A 15,934-nucleotide genomic window follows, 5' to 3' on the forward strand; every position below is an offset into this window, starting at 1 on the left:
TAGTGTGCGTAGCATAATATTATTTTTATATCTGTGATTTATTCTTTTTTATAACCGTTAGGGCGTTTCCAACGAATAGGAGCTGCAGGTTCTGATTGTAATTGAAATTCCTGAGTTTGTAATAAACGCATAGCTTCTTCAATACCTTTTTCTAGTTGAGGATCTTTACCTTGTAATACTGATTTTGGATCTTGAATAACTTCTATATCTGGAGAAACGCCTTCTCCTTCTACTGCCCAATTACCATCAGTATCGTAAAAGCCACCTCTAGGAGCTACCATGCGTCCTCCATCTATAAATGGAGGTGTATCCCATGTTCCTACAAGACCTCCCCATGTCCGAGTTCCTACAAGAGGCCCTATCTCTTTTGCATGAAACATATAAGGGAGTAAGTCTCCACCAGAACCAGCACGTTCATTAATGAGCATTACTTTTGGTCCCCAGATACCTGCAATTGGAGTTGTCCAAGGTCTATTGTCGTGTGATTTACTATTAAAATAACCTAATAATTCTCTAGACATAATATCAATCATATAATCAGCAGCAGAACCTCCACCATTATTGCGTTCATCTACAATAACTCCTTTTTTATCTTGTTGTGAAAAATAATATCTATTAAATGATGAAAATCCATTTCCTGAAGTATTTGGTACATATACATAGGCTAATTTACCTCCCGATAACTGATCTACAATCTTACGATTATTTTCAACCCAAGCATTGGTGCGTAACCCTCGTTCGCTACGTATAGGTTTTACTAGAATTTTTCTAGCTCCATTTTCAGATGCATTAGAATTAACAGTAAGTGTGATTTCTCTTCCTGCGGTTTGTTCTAATAAGCTATATGGATTTGTAAGTAGATCTAATTTTTGTCCTTGAATAGCAATGATATAATCTCCTTCTTTTACGTTGATACCAGGTAATGATAAAGGCGCTTCTAAATTAGGATTCCAACGTTCTCCCGTATAGATTTTTTTAATACGATACCCATCATTTTCTACTTCGATATCACAGCCTAACAAACCTACAGGGACTCTGTTTATGTCTGGCATGTCTCCTCCAGACACATAAGAATGCCCTATAGAAATTTCACCACTCATAATATCTACAACATAATTAAGGTCGCTTCTGTGTCTTACGTGTTTAATCCAGGGAGAGTACCATTCGTAAATATCATTCCAAGGTGCTCCGTGTGTATTATCTACATATAAGAAATCTCGCATATATCTCCATCCTTCTTTGAAAATTTGATGATATTCTTCAGTTGGATTTACTTTGAGCCTTACATTCATAGTAAGTTTTCCATCACCAGATTTAGGAGTTGCTTTAGTATCAACAATACTCCAAGATCTGTTTTTATATAATAAGATATTCTTACGATCAAATGATGTGATCATTTGCGAAACTTCAGTAGCAAAAACCTCAGCTTTCATTTTTTCAACATCATATTTATGTAATGTAAGTCCAGGCTGATTAGGGATATTTTCTGCTACGAAAACAACATTTTTCGGGCCTTTTGCTAAGGCCATATATTGACGAGCATCAAGATCTAGTGGAATACTACGATCATAGATGCCTTCTGAGTCAATGGTTACTTTGATAGCGGGTATATTATCTTTTTTCTTGTCCTTGTCATTTTTCTTGTTGTCGTCTTTTTTAGGTGTATCTTCTTCTTCATCTGTCTTGGGCAGGTTAGGTGCAACTCCAGATTTAGAAAGAACAATTGCGTATAAACTTCTATTTATTTCTATGTCATAAGAACTCATATCTAACCAGCCAGATTGTAATCCATAATTAGTACTTGCTAAGAAGTACAAATAATTACCACTTTCATCCCATACAGGACTTATAGCATCAGCGATACCATCTGTTAATTGGATTGTTTTTTTTGTAGTAATGTTATAGGCAAAGATTGCTTTGAAATGACTCTTTAATTGTTTTGGATATGCGATCCATTGGCTATCTGGAGACCACACAGGATTCATAGTTCTATTAGGGTGTGCATAACTGTCAGAATCTACTTTTTGTGCTTTTCCAGTATCAAGATTAATAATCCATATATTATAATCTGTATCAGAATAAGCAATATGTTTCCCATCTGGAGACCAATCGGGTTGAAAATAGAATGTATGGTTTGGTAATGTATATGATTTTTGATTAAAACCATCTTGATCTGCAGTTACAAGTTTATATTCTCCACTAACATCAGAAAACCAAGCAATTTTATCTCCTTTTGGAGACCACACTGGAGCTCGTTCTGCAGAAGTGGGTGAATTAGATATATTACGCCAAGTTCCATTTTCTTTAGGAATACTAAATATTTCTCCTCGATGTTCAAAAATAGCTCGTTTTCCTGTAGGAGAAATATTTGGATTTGATAATTGACCTGCAGTAATGTTTTCCCATCTAGGTCTTGCAAAATTCATATCACCTTGCACGGTTATATCAAGTTGTTTTGTAGTGCCGTTAGGATCTAAAAGATGTAAATATCCTCCTTGCTCATAAATAATTTTATTGGTATTGGCGTCAAGACTTTTGATATCATATTTTTTATGAAAAGTGATTTGTTTTTCTGTTTTTGTATCAACATTGTATGACCAAATATTACTTACATAATCTCGCTCTGATAGATAATAAACTGTATTGTTAATCCAAACGGGATCTAAATGCCTTTCTTTATTTCCTTGAGGTGTTCTTGTGAGTTCTTTTGTTTCTAGATTTACAATCCATATAGGCATGGCTTGTCCTCCTCTATAATTACGCCATTCTAAATCCCAAGATGTAATTGGAACATACGCTACATGTTTTCCGTCTGGAGCTACTTCTCCAGAACCAGCTCTAGGTAAACCAAAGGATAAGGGGAGTCCTCCGTTTTGAGAAACCGTATAAAATGTATTAGTTTGTGTAGGGCGACTTTCTCTTCCTGAACGAAAAAGAATCTCTCCTTTAGGTGTCCAACCTTGTACAATGTCAGCTCCAGGATGCCATGTTAATCGTTTAGGCTCTCCTCCATTTGAAGGAATAGTGTATACATCTGTATTACCATCATATTGTGCTGTAAAAGCAATTGTTTTTCCGTCTTGAGAAAAGTGTGGTGATGACTCAGCTCCTTTATTACTCGTTAACCGTATTGCATTACCGCCTTGAATAGGAACTTTCCATAAATCATTAGCATATACAAATACAATTTCTGTATTAGAGATGGTAGGTTGTCTTAATAATTGGGTTCCTTGAGCAGTAGTAGCAAAACTTATCAAAGTCGCTATCAATAAACATAAATTCCTCATCAAAAGTATTCTTAAGTTTTAGAGAAATGAAGGTATTGAAAAAAGAGAAAAGACCTTGTTTATTTATATTGTAAAATAAGTATTTAACATACTTTTTAGATTAATAACATTTCATGATTGAAGAATTACTTCCTACACACGGGTAAAATTTCGCCTTGAGCGAGTCTATATAGATCAACATCTTCTGGAGAGAGAATAGTTGTGTAATCTACCTCATCTACTGTAAATCCAATACTGCGGAGTTTATCAAAATAATCTCGACCGTAGACACGTACATGGTCGTATTGTCCAAAGATTTTAGCTCTTTCGGCGCGATCTGTAATGGTATCGTCTTCAAAAGTAGTAGCGCGATCTAGTTCTTGTGGTATTTGGAGTATGGCCATTCCTCCCGGCTTAAGTACCCGGTAGAGTTCTTGCATTGCCTTGGTGTCATCTGGAATATGCTCTAATACATGATTACAGAAAATAAGATCGTATTCATTTTCGCCGAAAGGCAAATTACAAATATCTGCTTTTACATCAGCTAAAGGAGAGTTAAGATCTGTCGTTGTATAGTCCAAATGCTTCATCTTCCGAAAGCGTTTATAAAAGGCTTGTTCTGGGGCAAAGTGAAGCACTTTTGAAGGTTTTGTAAAGAAGTCAGTTTCTCTTTGTAGCCATAACCACAATAGCCTGTGTCGTTCTAGCGAAAGGGTAGATGGAGAAAGTATGTTCTCGCGTTGCGTCTCGTATCCGTAGGGTAGAAACTTACGAAATCCTTTTTCGTCTATAGGATCTTTATAACGTGATCCTCTTAAGAAAAATGCAAATAGTGGTCGTACAACATAACTCAATCTAATGAGCAACGGTCTCGGAATTGCATTTAAGAAGAATTTAAATATTTTTTTCACTTGTTATAAAACCAATGCTTGTTGACGAAAAGGAGTTTCTTCATCGCTTTCAATTCCTAATGCTTGGTAGATATAGCCAAAAGTAGATAGTAATTCAGGTTTTCCATCTACAATAGCTACGTCATGTTCAAAATGTGCGCTAGGTTTGTTATCACGAGTTGTGATTGTCCAACCATCACTATGTTGTTTGATACTTTTTGTACCTAGGTTTGTCATAGGTTCTATGGCAACAACCATCCCTTCAATAAATTTTTTGCCACGTCCTCGTTTTCCATAATTTGGCATTTCTGGAGCTTCGTGCATTACTTTTCCTAGGCCGTGACCTACCAGTTCTCGTACAACTCCATACCCATGGTCTTCTGTATATTTCTGTATGGCATATCCTACGTCACCTACGCGATTTCCAATTTTTAATTGTTTAATCCCTTCATATAAGGATTGCTTGGTAACATCCAATAGTTTTTTTACTTCAGGAGTTACTTCACCTACTTCAAAAGTATAGGCGTGATCTCCATAAAAATCATTTTTTATAGCGCCACAATCTATAGAGATAATATCTCCTTCTATGAGAGGTTTGTCATTAGGAATCCCGTGTACTACTTGATCATTGGGACTCATGCATAGTGTGTTTGGGAAATCATATAATCCTAAGAATCCAGGAATAGCACCTTGACTGCGTATATAGTCTTCGGCAAGTTTGTCAAGATATAAAGTAGTGACTCCAGGCTTTACTTCGCTTGCTAACATCCCAAGTGTGCGAGATACAACAAGCGCACTTTCTCTCATTAATTCTATTTCTTCTTTCGTCTTCTGGATAATCATGAATCAATATTGTTTTCGTCTTTAAAAATAGCTTCCATACGAGATAAGAATCCTTTTTTAGATTTTTCCTTTTTTAGGCTAGGTTTTTTAGAATTATCACCAATTAAAAGATGGTAAATTTCCCCCCATCCTAACATACCACCAATGTTTCTGTCATCTATAAATAAGTCTGCATTTATCTTCCTGCTTATAGCGTCACTCATCTCTTCTTCAGGATAACTTTTATTGACAGCATAAAATGTAATTCCATTTTTTTTGCAAAAATCTACGGCTTCATCTAGTTTTTTTCCAGAACGATATGTCCACAAAATAAGGAGATGTCCTTCATTTTGTAATTTTTTTAAGGTGTCAAAAGCAAATAGCATAGGTTTTCCTATACCTGGATATGCATTTGTTACAATGGTCCCGTCAAAATCTACAGCGATCGTTTTTGTGTCCAATGAGAATTAATTTACTGCAAAGTTACTAATAAGTTTAAGAGGTTTTAGGTAAAGAACAATAAGTTAAATATATACTACTTAAATTTTTATCAAACCTTATTCAGCATATGGATGTTTGTAATCTTCTCCTTTAAGAATTTTAGCCATGTCTTTTTCTATGCTAAAAATAGAATACTCTACAATACGTCCTAATTCATTCCCTTCTTTTTCGAAGATAATAGTAGGTACATATTCAACATTTTTTCCCTCCAGAAGATCTTCAGGAGCTTCTTTATCTTCCGAAATAGTGATGAGGTTTATAGTAGAAGCATCTATTCCAGCAAGATCAAGCGCTTTAAAAAAGGCAGGTACTTCTCTCTGACTATCTTCACACCATGTTCCCATAAATACAGTAATATCTGTATTTGCAAGGTCTTCTTTTATACTATTCATTGTTATAGTATCTAATGTATGTTCTTTATAACTTACATCAAACCATTTTTTATAAGGATCACTTTCTAAAGTGGCACGTTTTTGTTTGCCAATGATAATAGGGTCTCCATTATCATCTATAAGGTCGTCTTCAGTATTTTCTCCTATTACATTTTCTACAGGTGTTTCTACAACGTCTGTTTGTTCTTTCTTTTTATTACAAGAGGAAAGAATAAAAAGAGACGATATAAAAAGGGCAATAAGGGTATTATTTGATTTCATGTATATTATTTTTATATGAGAGGAGTACAATCCATTACTCCAGGTTGTGGTACTCCTATTAGTTTTAACACAGTAGGAGCGATGTCTGACAAAATACCATTTTTTATTGTTTTTATGTCTTTGTCTACCAAGATTACAGGGACAGGGTTTGTGGTATGTGCTGTGTTAGGCGTTCCATCTGGATTGATCATCGTTTCTGCGTTGCCATGATCTGCTATGATAATAACAGTATAGTTGTTTTTTTGAGCTTCTGTAACAATTGCTTCTGTACAGCTATCTACCGTTTCGCAAGCTTTTATTGCTGCTTCCATCACACCAGTGTGACCAACCATGTCAGGGTTTGCAAAATTTAAACATACAAAGTCAACATCACCTTTTTTTATTTCAGGAATGATTTTATCTCGTATTTCATAGGCACTCATTTCTGGTTGTAAGTCATATGTAGCAACTTTAGGGGAGGGACAGAGTAACCGGGACTCTCCTTTAAAAGGAGTTTCTCTACCTCCATTAAAGAAAAATGTTACGTGAGGATACTTTTCTGTTTCGGCAATACGGATTTGTGTTTTTCCTGCCTTAGCTAGAGTCTCTCCTAAAGTATCTATTAGGTTGTCTTTGTCATAGACTACATGAATCCTAGAATAGGTGTCATCATAATTAGTCATAGTGACGTAGTACAGGTCTAATTTTTGGGTATTTTGTTCTTGAAAATCTTGTTGAGATAACATTTCTGTGAGCTCTCGTCCGCGGTCTGTTCTAAAATTGAAGAAGATAACAACATCTCCATTGTTAAGTATTGCAGCTGGTTTTCCATTTTTAGTAACAACAAGTGGTTTTAGAAACTCATCTGTCACATCTTGTTCATAGCTATGTTGGATACTAGAGACAACATCTTCTGTAGGAGTTCCTTTTCCGCGAGTGATAAGATCGTATGCCATTTGCACGCGTTCCCAGCGCTTGTCTCGGTCCATTGCATAATAACGGCCTATTACTGATGCGAGTGTTGCATTATTTGCTTTCGCGAAAGCGGATATATCCTCCACAAAACCTTTTCCGGATTTGGGATCTACATCACGTCCATCTGTGAATGCATGAATGTAAGATTGCTGTACTCCAGCATTATTTGCTGCTTGTATAAGTCCTTTTAAATGATTGATATGTGAGTGTACACCACCGTTTGATAAAAGCCCCATAAAATGAATAGGTTTGTTATGCTCTTTTGCATACCCAAATGCATCTACAAGTGCTTTTTCATTTTTGAGTGTATCGTTTTTTAATGCAAGATTTATTTTTGCAAAATCTTGATAAATGATACGACCAGCACCTAGGTTCATGTGACCTACTTCACTATTTCCCATTTGCCCATCAGGAAGACCTACATTTGCTCCATGGGTGAGTAATTGTGCGTGTGGGTATTTCTTGTATAAACGATCTATATACGGAGTTTGCGCATGATCTACAGCCGATACTTTTTTGTCTGGAGCCATGCCCCATCCGTCGAGTATCATCAAGATTGTTTTTTTATTCATTGGTCTCGGTTTGTACGATGTAAAGATAAAAAACAAAACCCCGCTAATGCGAGGTTTTGAGGTGCTTTTAACGAAAACGTTTTAGCTTTGATATCCATATTTTTGGATAGATTCTTTAATTTTTTCTATACGATTATCAGGATCGGGGTGTGTACTAGAGAATTCTGGCTGACGATTAGGACCTCCTGCAGCTTTTAAGACTTGCATTACTTTAATCATTTCATTAGGATTATATCCAGCTCGAATCATAAAACGTACACCTAGATCGTCACTTTCTAACTCATCATCACGGCCATTACCTAAGAGGATGTTTTGTCCTATCCCTCCAGCGGCTTGACCCAAACCACCGCCTACTTCGGCTCCCATAGAGATGGTTTGCCACATTTTAGAATTTTCAACGCGCTCTGCACTGTGCTTCCCTAATACGTGACCAATTTCATGACCTAATACGCCTGCGACTTGATCTTCATTTTCTAATTTTGAAAGTAGGGCATAGGTGATAAATATTTGACCTCCTGGAAGAGCAAAAGCATTTATAGTCTGGTCATCACGTAGCAAGTGAAACTCATATTGATAAGGTGTTTCACGAGCCATACTACTGTTGATTAACTTTTCCCCTATCTGATCTACAAAAGCTTGTAATTGCATATCTGGATGTAACCCTCCATGTTGATCTGCCATAGCAGGAGCATTTGCCAGTCCAATTTGTATCTCTTGTTCAGGACTCATACTTATAGATTGTACTTTTCCTGTATATGGGTTTTCTTGCCTATTGCTACAGTTTCTGATTAATGCAAAAGCTACTACAGCGACTCCTATAAGGAGTCTTATTTTCATTCCGCCTCCACGTCTTGACATTGGATACTTGTGTTTATTGGTTAGAGCAACTAAGTTACAAAAAAGATGTGTTTTGAAATTGTAATGTATGAATCACAATACTCTTTAAAATAAAATAGAGCAATAGGCTATTAAAATTAGCGTATTGCTCTATCGTAAATTGTATTTTAATTTGAATTAAACCTTGTAACGCCATCCATAAGGATCGTTACTGCGATTATATTGTATGTCTTTAAGTGCTTTTTTAAATTGAGATGCGTAGCTATTCTCTAGTTTAGGCAAATCATAATCTTTTTCTTGATGTCCAAAACTCTTAAAAGGAACGACAACGGCAGCAGTTCCTGCTCCAAAAATTTCTTTAAGTTCACCAGATTGAGCCGCCGCAACAATTTCTGATACACTTACACGACGTACATCTACATCAATGCCTGCATCTTTTGCAAGTTGTATAATGCTTTTACGTGTAATTCCATCTAGAATACGATCGTTGTTTGGAGCGGTAAGTAATGTGTCACCTATTCTAAAAAAGACATTCATTGTACCAGCTTCTTCTAAATACTCGTGTGTACTAGCATCGGTCCAAATGATTTGTTGGTATCCTTTTTCTTTTGCTAGGTTTGTAGGATAAAATTGAGAAGCATAGTTTCCTGCTGCTTTTGCAAATCCTACACCACCATCTGCGGCACGGCTATATTTCTCGGCAAAAAGGACGCTTACTTCACCAGAATAATAAGCTTGTGCAGGCGCACAAATAATCATAAAGCGATACCTATCTGAAGGGGACGCAGACACACCCGATTGCGTTGCAATCACAAAAGGTCTAATATATAATGCATTTCCATCTCCTGGTTGTATCCAGTCATTATCTATCTTAAGAAGCGTTTCTAACCCTTCAAAAAATAATTCTTTTGGAAAATCTGGAATTGCGAGTCGTTCAGACGATGTATTAATACGTGCCCAATTTTCTTCTGGACGAAAAAGCCATGTCTCACCTGCATCATCTTTAAAGGCTTTCATGCCTTCAAAAACAGCTTGTCCATAATGGAAAACTTTTGCGCTAGGATCAATACTAATAGGTCCATAAGGCTCTATTTGAGGCTTTTGCCAAGCTCCATCTACATAATCACAAAAGAACATATGATCTGTAAATACACTCCCAAAAGTAAGATTATTAAAATCTACTTCACCTATTCTACTCTTTGCGCATTTTGTAATATTCATTGTTACTGTTGTATTCATTTTGCAAATTTAAGAATTTAACATTCCAGAGCTATTTATTAATTCATAATTTTGTCGTATAACTATATATTAAATTTCAATACTTAAAAAAATGAGATTAACAGCAATCATATTAGTAAGTGCCTTTGCAATCATAGGATGTAAAGAGCATACGGCAGATGTCAATAAGGGAGAAGAAATTGCAGTAAGCGATGAAGTTTCTCAAGAAGGAAAAGTACTGCAACAAGTAGGTTATGAAAGTTATGGTGAAAAAATAACAGATCAGAATTTAACAACGATCTCTTCTGTTAAAGAACAGTATAAGAATTTAAAGTCTGGAGATACTGTTGCTGTAAAATTTAAAGCACCTATAGATGCGGTTTGTAAAAGTAAAGGATGTTGGATGCGCCTTGATTTAGGCGAAGAGCAAGAGGTTTTTGTTAAATTTAAAGATTATGGATTTTTTGTTCCGCTGGACGCTACAGGTGATGCCATTGTACAAGGAAAAGCATTTGTAGAAGAAACCTCTGTACAGGAACAACAGCACTTAGCACTAGATGGAGGTATGTCTGCCGATGATATTGCAGCCATTACTGAGCCAAAGCGTGAGCTTAAATTGATGGCAGAAGGAGTTTTGATGAAAAAATAGATGCGATATCTAAAAAGTATATGTGTTCTTTTTTTATTTACAGGATGCCAGACATTTGTTAGTGAGCATCCTGCTATCGGAACTTGGGGTACCTGTCATAAGGATGGCAGTTATTGGGAATATAAAATAACTGATCAATCCTTACTCATGGTGAATACCTTATCTGATCAGGTTTGGTTTTTTAAGCTTCAGGTTGTTGATACAAATCTTGTATTGTCAAAATTTAGAAATGGACCAGGATTGCTAATTAATAATGATACATTAGTTACTATAGAGCAATCGAAAAACAGCGTAATTTTAAAAAGTACGTATAGTTGGGATACTGCAGAGTTAAACAAAAAAGAGTTTGATTTTGATCCAATCGATTCTTTAAATTTTGAAGGGTGGAAAAGCAAAGTACTAACGGATTTCAAAAAAAGAGCCGTGTTAGTGGATTGTCCAGATATAAGAACGGAGGAGGAAAAAACACTCCCTATGTTAAAAGCGTATGATAGTGAAGAAGAGATACAAATTAAAGAAATAAATAATTGAAAAATTTGTAAGCCTTCATATCATTAATTTAAGAAACATGATTAAGGATATGTGTATATGAAGCGAGAGATCATCATTACTGGAGACGGTTCAAAAACAATTCATATTCCTGAATGGGATGAGCAATACCATAGTAAACATGGTGCTATTCAAGAAGCTCAACATGTGTTTTTACAGATGGGGCTTCATCATTATGTATCTCAAGAATCGTATAATAAGGCCCAAACAGTGGCTATTCTAGAGATGGGTTTTGGAACTGGACTCAATGTATTACTTACTTTTTTTGAAGCTCAGAACAAAAAAATAAATATTCAATATACAGGAGTAGAGGCATATCCCATTTCTGAAGAAGAAGTAAACGCTATGGATTATAGTTCTTTACTTGATGAACTAGAAGCGCAGGCTATTTATATGAAGCTACACGAAGTATCTTGGGAGTCTCAGGAAGAAATTACCTCAGAGTTCAAACTCTTAAAGCGGAAACAACGTTTTGAAGATATTGTAGATCAGGATCAATTTGACATTGTTTATTTTGATGCTTTTGGGGCTCGAGTACAACCAGAGCTTTGGGGGGAAGATATTTTTTTAAAAATGTATAATGCAGTACGCAAAGGTGGTATTCTTGTGACATATGCTGCAAAAGGAAGTGTGCGTAGAGCGATGCAAGCCGTAGGATTTGAAGTAGAACGCTTGCCAGGCCCTCCTGGGAAACGAGAAATGTTACGAGCTACAAAGTTCTAGTTTATACGTGTTTGTTTCTAGTATACGCTTTCGCGAAAGCGTATACTAGAAACATCTTTAGAAAATAGTTTCGTGTGTAGTATCTGTAAATAGTTGAAGGAATTTCATGCCTCGATACGAATTTCCTCTTTCATTTAATTTGGGACTCCATACACTGATCGTATATGAATTAGGTAAAACGGCAGCAATACCTCCACCAACGCCACTTTTGCCAGGTAAGCCAACTTTATAAGCAAATTCTCCTGCCTCATCATAAAATCCACATGTTTGCATAATAGCATTGACACGTTTGGACTGGGGAAGCGTTAATATTTCTTTGTTAGTGATTAATTGTTTTCCACCATTGGCTAAGAATCCAAATGTTTTTGAAAGTTGACAACAAGTCATTTCTATAGAAGATAGATGGAAATAAAGATCGATTACTTGATTGATATCATTTTTAATATTTCCGAAAGACTTCATAAAATTTACCAATGCAAAATTGCGATAGCCATTAGACTTTTCAGACTGAGCAATGGTTTCAGAAAAGTTAATAGTTTGATCATTTGCTACATCTCGTATATAGGCGATGAGTTCATTTTTTGGATCTTTTAAATGGCTACATAAAATATCACAAACCACAATAGCACCTGCATTAATTAATGGATTACGAGGGATTCCATTCTCTGATTCTAATTGTACAAGAGAATTAAAAGCAGATCCAGAAGGTTCTACATCTAGCCGTTGCCAAATGGTTTGATCTCCTAATGATAAGGCAAAACTTAGGGATAATACCTTTGCGATACTCTGTATAGAAAAAGGAATCTGTGCATCTCCAGCGATGTATTGCGTACCATCATTTGTGGTAAGGCATACTCCAAAATGATTTGGATTTACTTTTCCTAATTCTGGAATATATGTAGCTATAGCTCCTTTATTTTCGATACTCATGATTTGAGTATACGTTTCTTCGATTATTTTCTGGCAATCCATACGTGTGTATAGTACTAATGTAAATGATGTTCTGTTTTATTGGAATAAGAATAGTACTTCTCAAATATAAGAATTAGGAGCGCACCTAGTGTATAGGCTAACATATCTTTCCAGTCAAATGTACTGCCAAGTATAATTTTTGCTACTTTATTATCAGAAAGTCCTATCCAATCTATAAAAGAGGTTGCCTGAATAGCTTCGACGATATATGCAAAAAGCAATACGCCTAGAATTGCTTTTGGGTATGAAATTTTTGTAAAAGCACGCACAAAACAATAAACCAATAGCACCACAAGAACATCTCCTACAAATGGACGAATAATGTGATCGTTTACAAACAATGCAATACATACTTCTATGATGAGAAGTATAGAAAAAGCAAGGAAGTATTTTTTATTAAATCGCATATTCTTTAATCCTTTACCTTATTAGATAATCGAGTTGCATAGTAAAACAAACTGGTAATACCAGCGTACCCAAAGGTAACCATCCATGTTTTAGAATAGGTAAAAGGATGCCGTATCCGTATAGCAATATCTTCAATAAGTCCTGTAGGGTTTTGTAAAATATCCCAGCTATTCCAACGTAAGAATCGACCTAGGTAAATTCCAAACCCGCATAATAAGAAAATAGAAATGAATAACAAACCTAGCCATTTGGTATCTATCTTATTGGAGAGTATCTGATGCATTTCTTGAATGGTTAATGTCATAATATATAAACCATACGAAGCAAATACAAATAGCATCATCGCATCATACCAAAGCGTTTCAGATGATGCGTGACGTAAGTGTTGTAAATCAGTAATGAGATAGGGTGTATTAGGTAAAAATAGTAACCATATCCCAAAGATAGGAATGAGTATCCACCAAGAGTGTTGCCATGTTTTTTTACTCCCTAGTATAAATGTTATTCCATAAGGAATAAAGGCTAAAAAGAGATTCCAAGCTAAAAATAGATAGAAAAAAGATTCGGTTACTTTGATACGCATAGTGAGTAACATAGCACAAAATAGAAAGCCTATAAAAAGGAACCCTAATTCATTAATCTTTGAGATGATATGTTTTTTCATTGTTTCTTGATTTTTATGTATGCTTATTTCACAGATCTTAGAGTGCAAGTATTGCATAAAAACAACCTATGGCAATAGGTATGTTTGCAAGCATTGCGAGTATGACTAGAAAATGCTCGCTTAAATCTTTATAATTTTTGATTCCACTTATAATTACCATAAGTAATACAATACTATGTATTATTACAGTAGGGTATAAGTGTATCATGCCTATCCTTAAAGAAATATTATTAGGATAAATAGCATATATAATGACTTGAAGTACGCCAAAACAAAGGCTGAATAGCGCTAGTTTTAATGCAAAACGATTCAGAGGGTATTTACTATTTTTCATTACTATACGTTTTAGAATCTACAGATGGCGGTATAGTCATTCCCGCCAGTGTTTTAGATTGCCAAGTTTGATTGTTTAGCGTCTTCATATAGACGTCATATTTATTCTGAATGTGTAGGTGTGATTCTGTTGAAAATTTTTCTGGGTGCGCTTTCGCGAAAGCGTATAATAGATCAATATTATTTCCTCCCATAGATTCTAGATAACTAAGATCAGGACGTTTTACCTGTGATAAATTATAACGTGTAATTTCTCTATTCCAGCTGAAACTACTCATGAGAATTATGATAAAAAATGCAATTCTAGCATTGATACGTACTAGGTATAATACATTTTTACGTTGAGCTACTTTAAAATAAGTTGTACATAATCCAACAATACAGAGTGTGAGATAGATGATCACTCCTATGCGTTTATAGGTGAGTCCAAAATCTGTGATGTAGATGTAGTTTTTTAAAGTGGTAACTATCACGAGAACGCTGTTAAGAATAATCCAGATATAAGTAAGTATGCGTAGGCGTTTACTTTTTTTATAAAAATTGAGATTCCCTCTAAAAAAGATGAGAATAAGTGTGATCGCAATTAGTATAGAAGTAATAAGAGCATTTACGCCTTCGTGTACGGTTTTTGATAACTCTGAAGCATGCTGAAAAGTGTTATTTGCTACATACCATATATCAACGATTAAGAAAAATAGAATAAGTGCATTGAGAACCCCTATGACCATAGATCCTAATAATTGTTCTTTATGAAGTAGTGATTCTTGTTCTTCTGAGATTGGTTTTTTAGTAAGGTTTTGCGGCGTTTCTCTGTCTATATTGGTAAGGATATCTAGGGAAGCTTTAGAAGAAATATTACGCAATAATACATAGCCCATACATGTAAATAAAAGCCACGTCATATTGATAAATGAGAGGTCTATGGCAGCGATCCATTTTTCAAATATGGGATTTATATTACGATATAGGGATGCAAATATGACAGGCAATCCTATAACGAGCAGGATGCAAAGAAGGATAAAACCATAATCGCGTTTTTTTGAAGTTTTGGTTGCTTTTTTCTCTTTTTTAGGATCTAGATGATGATGCAATGTCCCTAAGAATGTTTGATACAATCCGTTTAATCCTTGTACATAAATAGCATTTCTTATACCAGAAATACTTCCTGCAAAAACAATAAATGACATGATAGACATACATATCGCAAGTGCACTATGATTTGTAAATACAAAGAGTGACACTAAGAGATAGAGTAGGGTGGACAAACGCATGTCTACTCGTTTAAAAGCCTCTCGATGTGCAAGATATACAACAATCACAGCAATGATTGCAAAAATGAACATATTAAGTCCTAGGTCTTGATGATAAAATAAAGTGCTGAAACCTAAAGCACTGATCCATAAAATAAGTTGACGTTTCATATCGCAGAAATTTTAAAAGTGTATTGTAATGTGGAAAGCGGTTGATGTAGTAGTTTTAAAAAATTAAGATGGTAAAATGGATGTGCTTTTCTTCCCGTTTTAAAAGCTTTCCAAAATCGCTTGATTTCATCTGGAAATAATGCGGTACCTACAGCCATTACAGTATATAAATACATAGATCGTTTCCCATTGCCAAAGAGATAAAACTGCATAGCAATTTCTTCAGGAACAGAGATCCCACTTCCCGTAAGTACATGATACACATCATGATCTTCTAGTTGAGGTTCTGAAGTGAAGTTATGTCGTAATAAAAAGCATCCTAAATGATATCCTAAGCTTTCTATAGGATAGCGTAGTAATTCTTTTACAGGAACTCCCCAAGGACCTTCTTTTTTAAATAAGAATCTATAAGGGAACTTGCTCCATTCGTAGAGTTGTTCTAAAAGTAAGTAGCGTAGTGTTTTCATAATTATAAAGTACTTTGAATTTCAAAGTAAATAGA

General features: G+C 35.3%; 17 protein-coding genes. 3 read left to right on the forward strand and 14 right to left on the reverse strand.

From position 1 onward, the window contains the following. Positions 1-38: 38 nt before the first annotated feature. The 8 genes from ABJD27_RS22885 to ABJD27_RS22920 form a co-directional block, all read right to left on the reverse strand. Entirely contained in the window at positions 39-3,287 is a 3,249-nt protein-coding gene (locus ABJD27_RS22885) for a PDZ domain-containing protein (RefSeq protein WP_348169138.1), read from the reverse strand. Positions 3,288-3,412: 125 nt separating this feature from the next. Continuing rightward, entirely contained in the window at positions 3,413-4,177 is a 765-nt protein-coding gene (locus ABJD27_RS22890) for a methyltransferase domain-containing protein (RefSeq protein ID WP_348169135.1), read from the reverse strand. A gap of 3 nt (positions 4,178-4,180) precedes the next feature. Continuing rightward, complete coding sequence (map, locus tag ABJD27_RS22895; RefSeq protein ID WP_348169132.1) at positions 4,181-4,999, reverse strand: type I methionyl aminopeptidase; 819 nt, start codon at positions 4,997-4,999, stop codon at positions 4,181-4,183. After that, the gene (locus tag ABJD27_RS22900; RefSeq protein WP_348169129.1) at positions 4,996-5,439 is read right to left on the reverse strand and encodes a hydrolase; all 444 of its coding nucleotides are present in this window, start codon (positions 5,437-5,439) and stop codon (positions 4,996-4,998) included. The genes map and ABJD27_RS22900 overlap by 4 nt, the downstream gene beginning before the upstream one ends. A gap of 96 nt (positions 5,440-5,535) precedes the next feature. Then, positions 5,536-6,132: a thioredoxin family protein gene (locus ABJD27_RS22905; protein WP_348169126.1), complete on the reverse strand. Its 597-nt coding sequence runs from the start codon at positions 6,130-6,132 to the stop codon at positions 5,536-5,538. An 11-nt stretch (positions 6,133-6,143) separates the two neighbouring features. Next, complete coding sequence (gene gpmI / locus ABJD27_RS22910) at positions 6,144-7,658, reverse strand: 2,3-bisphosphoglycerate-independent phosphoglycerate mutase (RefSeq protein WP_348169123.1); 1,515 nt, start codon at positions 7,656-7,658, stop codon at positions 6,144-6,146. Between the two features lie 81 nt (positions 7,659-7,739). Continuing rightward, positions 7,740-8,516: a M48 family metalloprotease gene (locus tag ABJD27_RS22915; protein WP_348169120.1), complete on the reverse strand. Its 777-nt coding sequence runs from the start codon at positions 8,514-8,516 to the stop codon at positions 7,740-7,742. A 156-nt stretch (positions 8,517-8,672) separates the two neighbouring features. After that, a complete protein-coding gene (locus tag ABJD27_RS22920; protein ID WP_348169117.1) occupies positions 8,673-9,734 on the reverse strand; it encodes a branched-chain amino acid aminotransferase in 1,062 nt (353 codons plus the stop codon). 91 nt (positions 9,735-9,825) lie between these two features. Between ABJD27_RS22920 and ABJD27_RS22925 the strand changes: the two genes are divergently transcribed. The 3 genes from ABJD27_RS22925 to mnmD are packed head-to-tail and all read left to right on the forward strand — an operon-like array spanning position 9,826 to position 11,634. After that, positions 9,826-10,362, forward strand: a complete 537-nt coding sequence (locus ABJD27_RS22925; protein WP_348169114.1) for a DUF4920 domain-containing protein — start codon at positions 9,826-9,828, stop codon at positions 10,360-10,362. Further along, on the forward strand, positions 10,363-10,893 hold the full coding sequence (locus ABJD27_RS22930) for a hypothetical protein (RefSeq protein ID WP_348169111.1): 531 nt from the start codon (positions 10,363-10,365) through the stop codon (positions 10,891-10,893). Positions 10,894-10,950: 57 nt separating this feature from the next. After that, on the forward strand, positions 10,951-11,634 hold the full coding sequence (mnmD, locus tag ABJD27_RS22935) for a tRNA (5-methylaminomethyl-2-thiouridine)(34)-methyltransferase MnmD (RefSeq protein WP_348169108.1): 684 nt from the start codon (positions 10,951-10,953) through the stop codon (positions 11,632-11,634). 57 nt (positions 11,635-11,691) lie between these two features. On the opposite strand, the gene ABJD27_RS22940 is transcribed toward mnmD, so the two are convergent. Genes ABJD27_RS22940 through ABJD27_RS22965 form a run of 6 tightly spaced genes read right to left on the reverse strand, consistent with a single transcriptional unit; the run spans position 11,692 to position 15,899 of the window. Next, positions 11,692-12,606, reverse strand: a complete 915-nt coding sequence (locus tag ABJD27_RS22940; RefSeq protein WP_348169105.1) for a glutaminase — start codon at positions 12,604-12,606, stop codon at positions 11,692-11,694. Positions 12,607-12,620: 14 nt separating this feature from the next. Further along, positions 12,621-13,013: a DUF2809 domain-containing protein gene (locus ABJD27_RS22945; protein ID WP_348169102.1), complete on the reverse strand. Its 393-nt coding sequence runs from the start codon at positions 13,011-13,013 to the stop codon at positions 12,621-12,623. A gap of 5 nt (positions 13,014-13,018) precedes the next feature. Continuing rightward, complete coding sequence (locus tag ABJD27_RS22950) at positions 13,019-13,678, reverse strand: DUF1361 domain-containing protein (protein WP_348169099.1); 660 nt, start codon at positions 13,676-13,678, stop codon at positions 13,019-13,021. A gap of 37 nt (positions 13,679-13,715) precedes the next feature. After that, complete coding sequence (locus tag ABJD27_RS22955) at positions 13,716-14,012, reverse strand: hypothetical protein (protein ID WP_348169096.1); 297 nt, start codon at positions 14,010-14,012, stop codon at positions 13,716-13,718. Beyond that, the gene (locus ABJD27_RS22960) at positions 14,002-15,432 is read right to left on the reverse strand and encodes a DUF4173 domain-containing protein (protein ID WP_348169093.1); all 1,431 of its coding nucleotides are present in this window, start codon (positions 15,430-15,432) and stop codon (positions 14,002-14,004) included. The genes ABJD27_RS22955 and ABJD27_RS22960 overlap by 11 nt, the downstream gene beginning before the upstream one ends. Next, complete coding sequence (locus ABJD27_RS22965) at positions 15,429-15,899, reverse strand: Coq4 family protein (protein WP_348169090.1); 471 nt, start codon at positions 15,897-15,899, stop codon at positions 15,429-15,431. Before ABJD27_RS22965 ends, ABJD27_RS22960 begins: the two co-directional genes overlap by 4 nt. Between the last annotated feature and the right edge of the window lie 35 nt (positions 15,900-15,934).

Source organism: Dokdonia sp. (genome assembly GCF_039945015.1).
Lineage (GTDB): Bacteria > Bacteroidota > Bacteroidia > Flavobacteriales > Flavobacteriaceae > Dokdonia.

Bases quoted from the DNA above. Each gene is read 5' to 3' on its own strand.
- ABJD27_RS22885 (WP_348169138.1), bottom strand. From the start codon at position 3,287: ATGAGGAATTTATGTTTATTGATAGCGACTTTGATAAGTTTTGCTACT.
- map (WP_348169132.1), bottom strand. From the start codon at position 4,999: ATGATTATCCAGAAGACGAAAGAAGAAATAGAATTAATGAGAGAAAGT.
- ABJD27_RS22905 (WP_348169126.1), bottom strand. From the start codon at position 6,132: ATGAAATCAAATAATACCCTTATTGCCCTTTTTATATCGTCTCTTTTT.
- gpmI (WP_348169123.1), bottom strand. From the start codon at position 7,658: ATGAATAAAAAAACAATCTTGATGATACTCGACGGATGGGGCATGGCT.
- ABJD27_RS22915 (WP_348169120.1), bottom strand. From the start codon at position 8,516: ATGTCAAGACGTGGAGGCGGAATGAAAATAAGACTCCTTATAGGAGTC.
- ABJD27_RS22920 (WP_348169117.1), bottom strand. From the start codon at position 9,734: ATGAATACAACAGTAACAATGAATATTACAAAATGCGCAAAGAGTAGA.
- ABJD27_RS22925 (WP_348169114.1), top strand. From the start codon at position 9,826: ATGAGATTAACAGCAATCATATTAGTAAGTGCCTTTGCAATCATAGGA.
- ABJD27_RS22930 (WP_348169111.1), top strand. From the start codon at position 10,363: ATGCGATATCTAAAAAGTATATGTGTTCTTTTTTTATTTACAGGATGC.
- mnmD (WP_348169108.1), top strand. From the start codon at position 10,951: ATGAAGCGAGAGATCATCATTACTGGAGACGGTTCAAAAACAATTCAT.
- ABJD27_RS22940 (WP_348169105.1), bottom strand. From the start codon at position 12,606: ATGGATTGCCAGAAAATAATCGAAGAAACGTATACTCAAATCATGAGT.
- ABJD27_RS22945 (WP_348169102.1), bottom strand. From the start codon at position 13,013: ATGCGATTTAATAAAAAATACTTCCTTGCTTTTTCTATACTTCTCATC.
- ABJD27_RS22950 (WP_348169099.1), bottom strand. From the start codon at position 13,678: ATGAAAAAACATATCATCTCAAAGATTAATGAATTAGGGTTCCTTTTT.
- ABJD27_RS22955 (WP_348169096.1), bottom strand. From the start codon at position 14,012: ATGAAAAATAGTAAATACCCTCTGAATCGTTTTGCATTAAAACTAGCG.
- ABJD27_RS22960 (WP_348169093.1), bottom strand. From the start codon at position 15,432: ATGAAACGTCAACTTATTTTATGGATCAGTGCTTTAGGTTTCAGCACT.
- ABJD27_RS22965 (WP_348169090.1), bottom strand. From the start codon at position 15,899: ATGAAAACACTACGCTACTTACTTTTAGAACAACTCTACGAATGGAGC.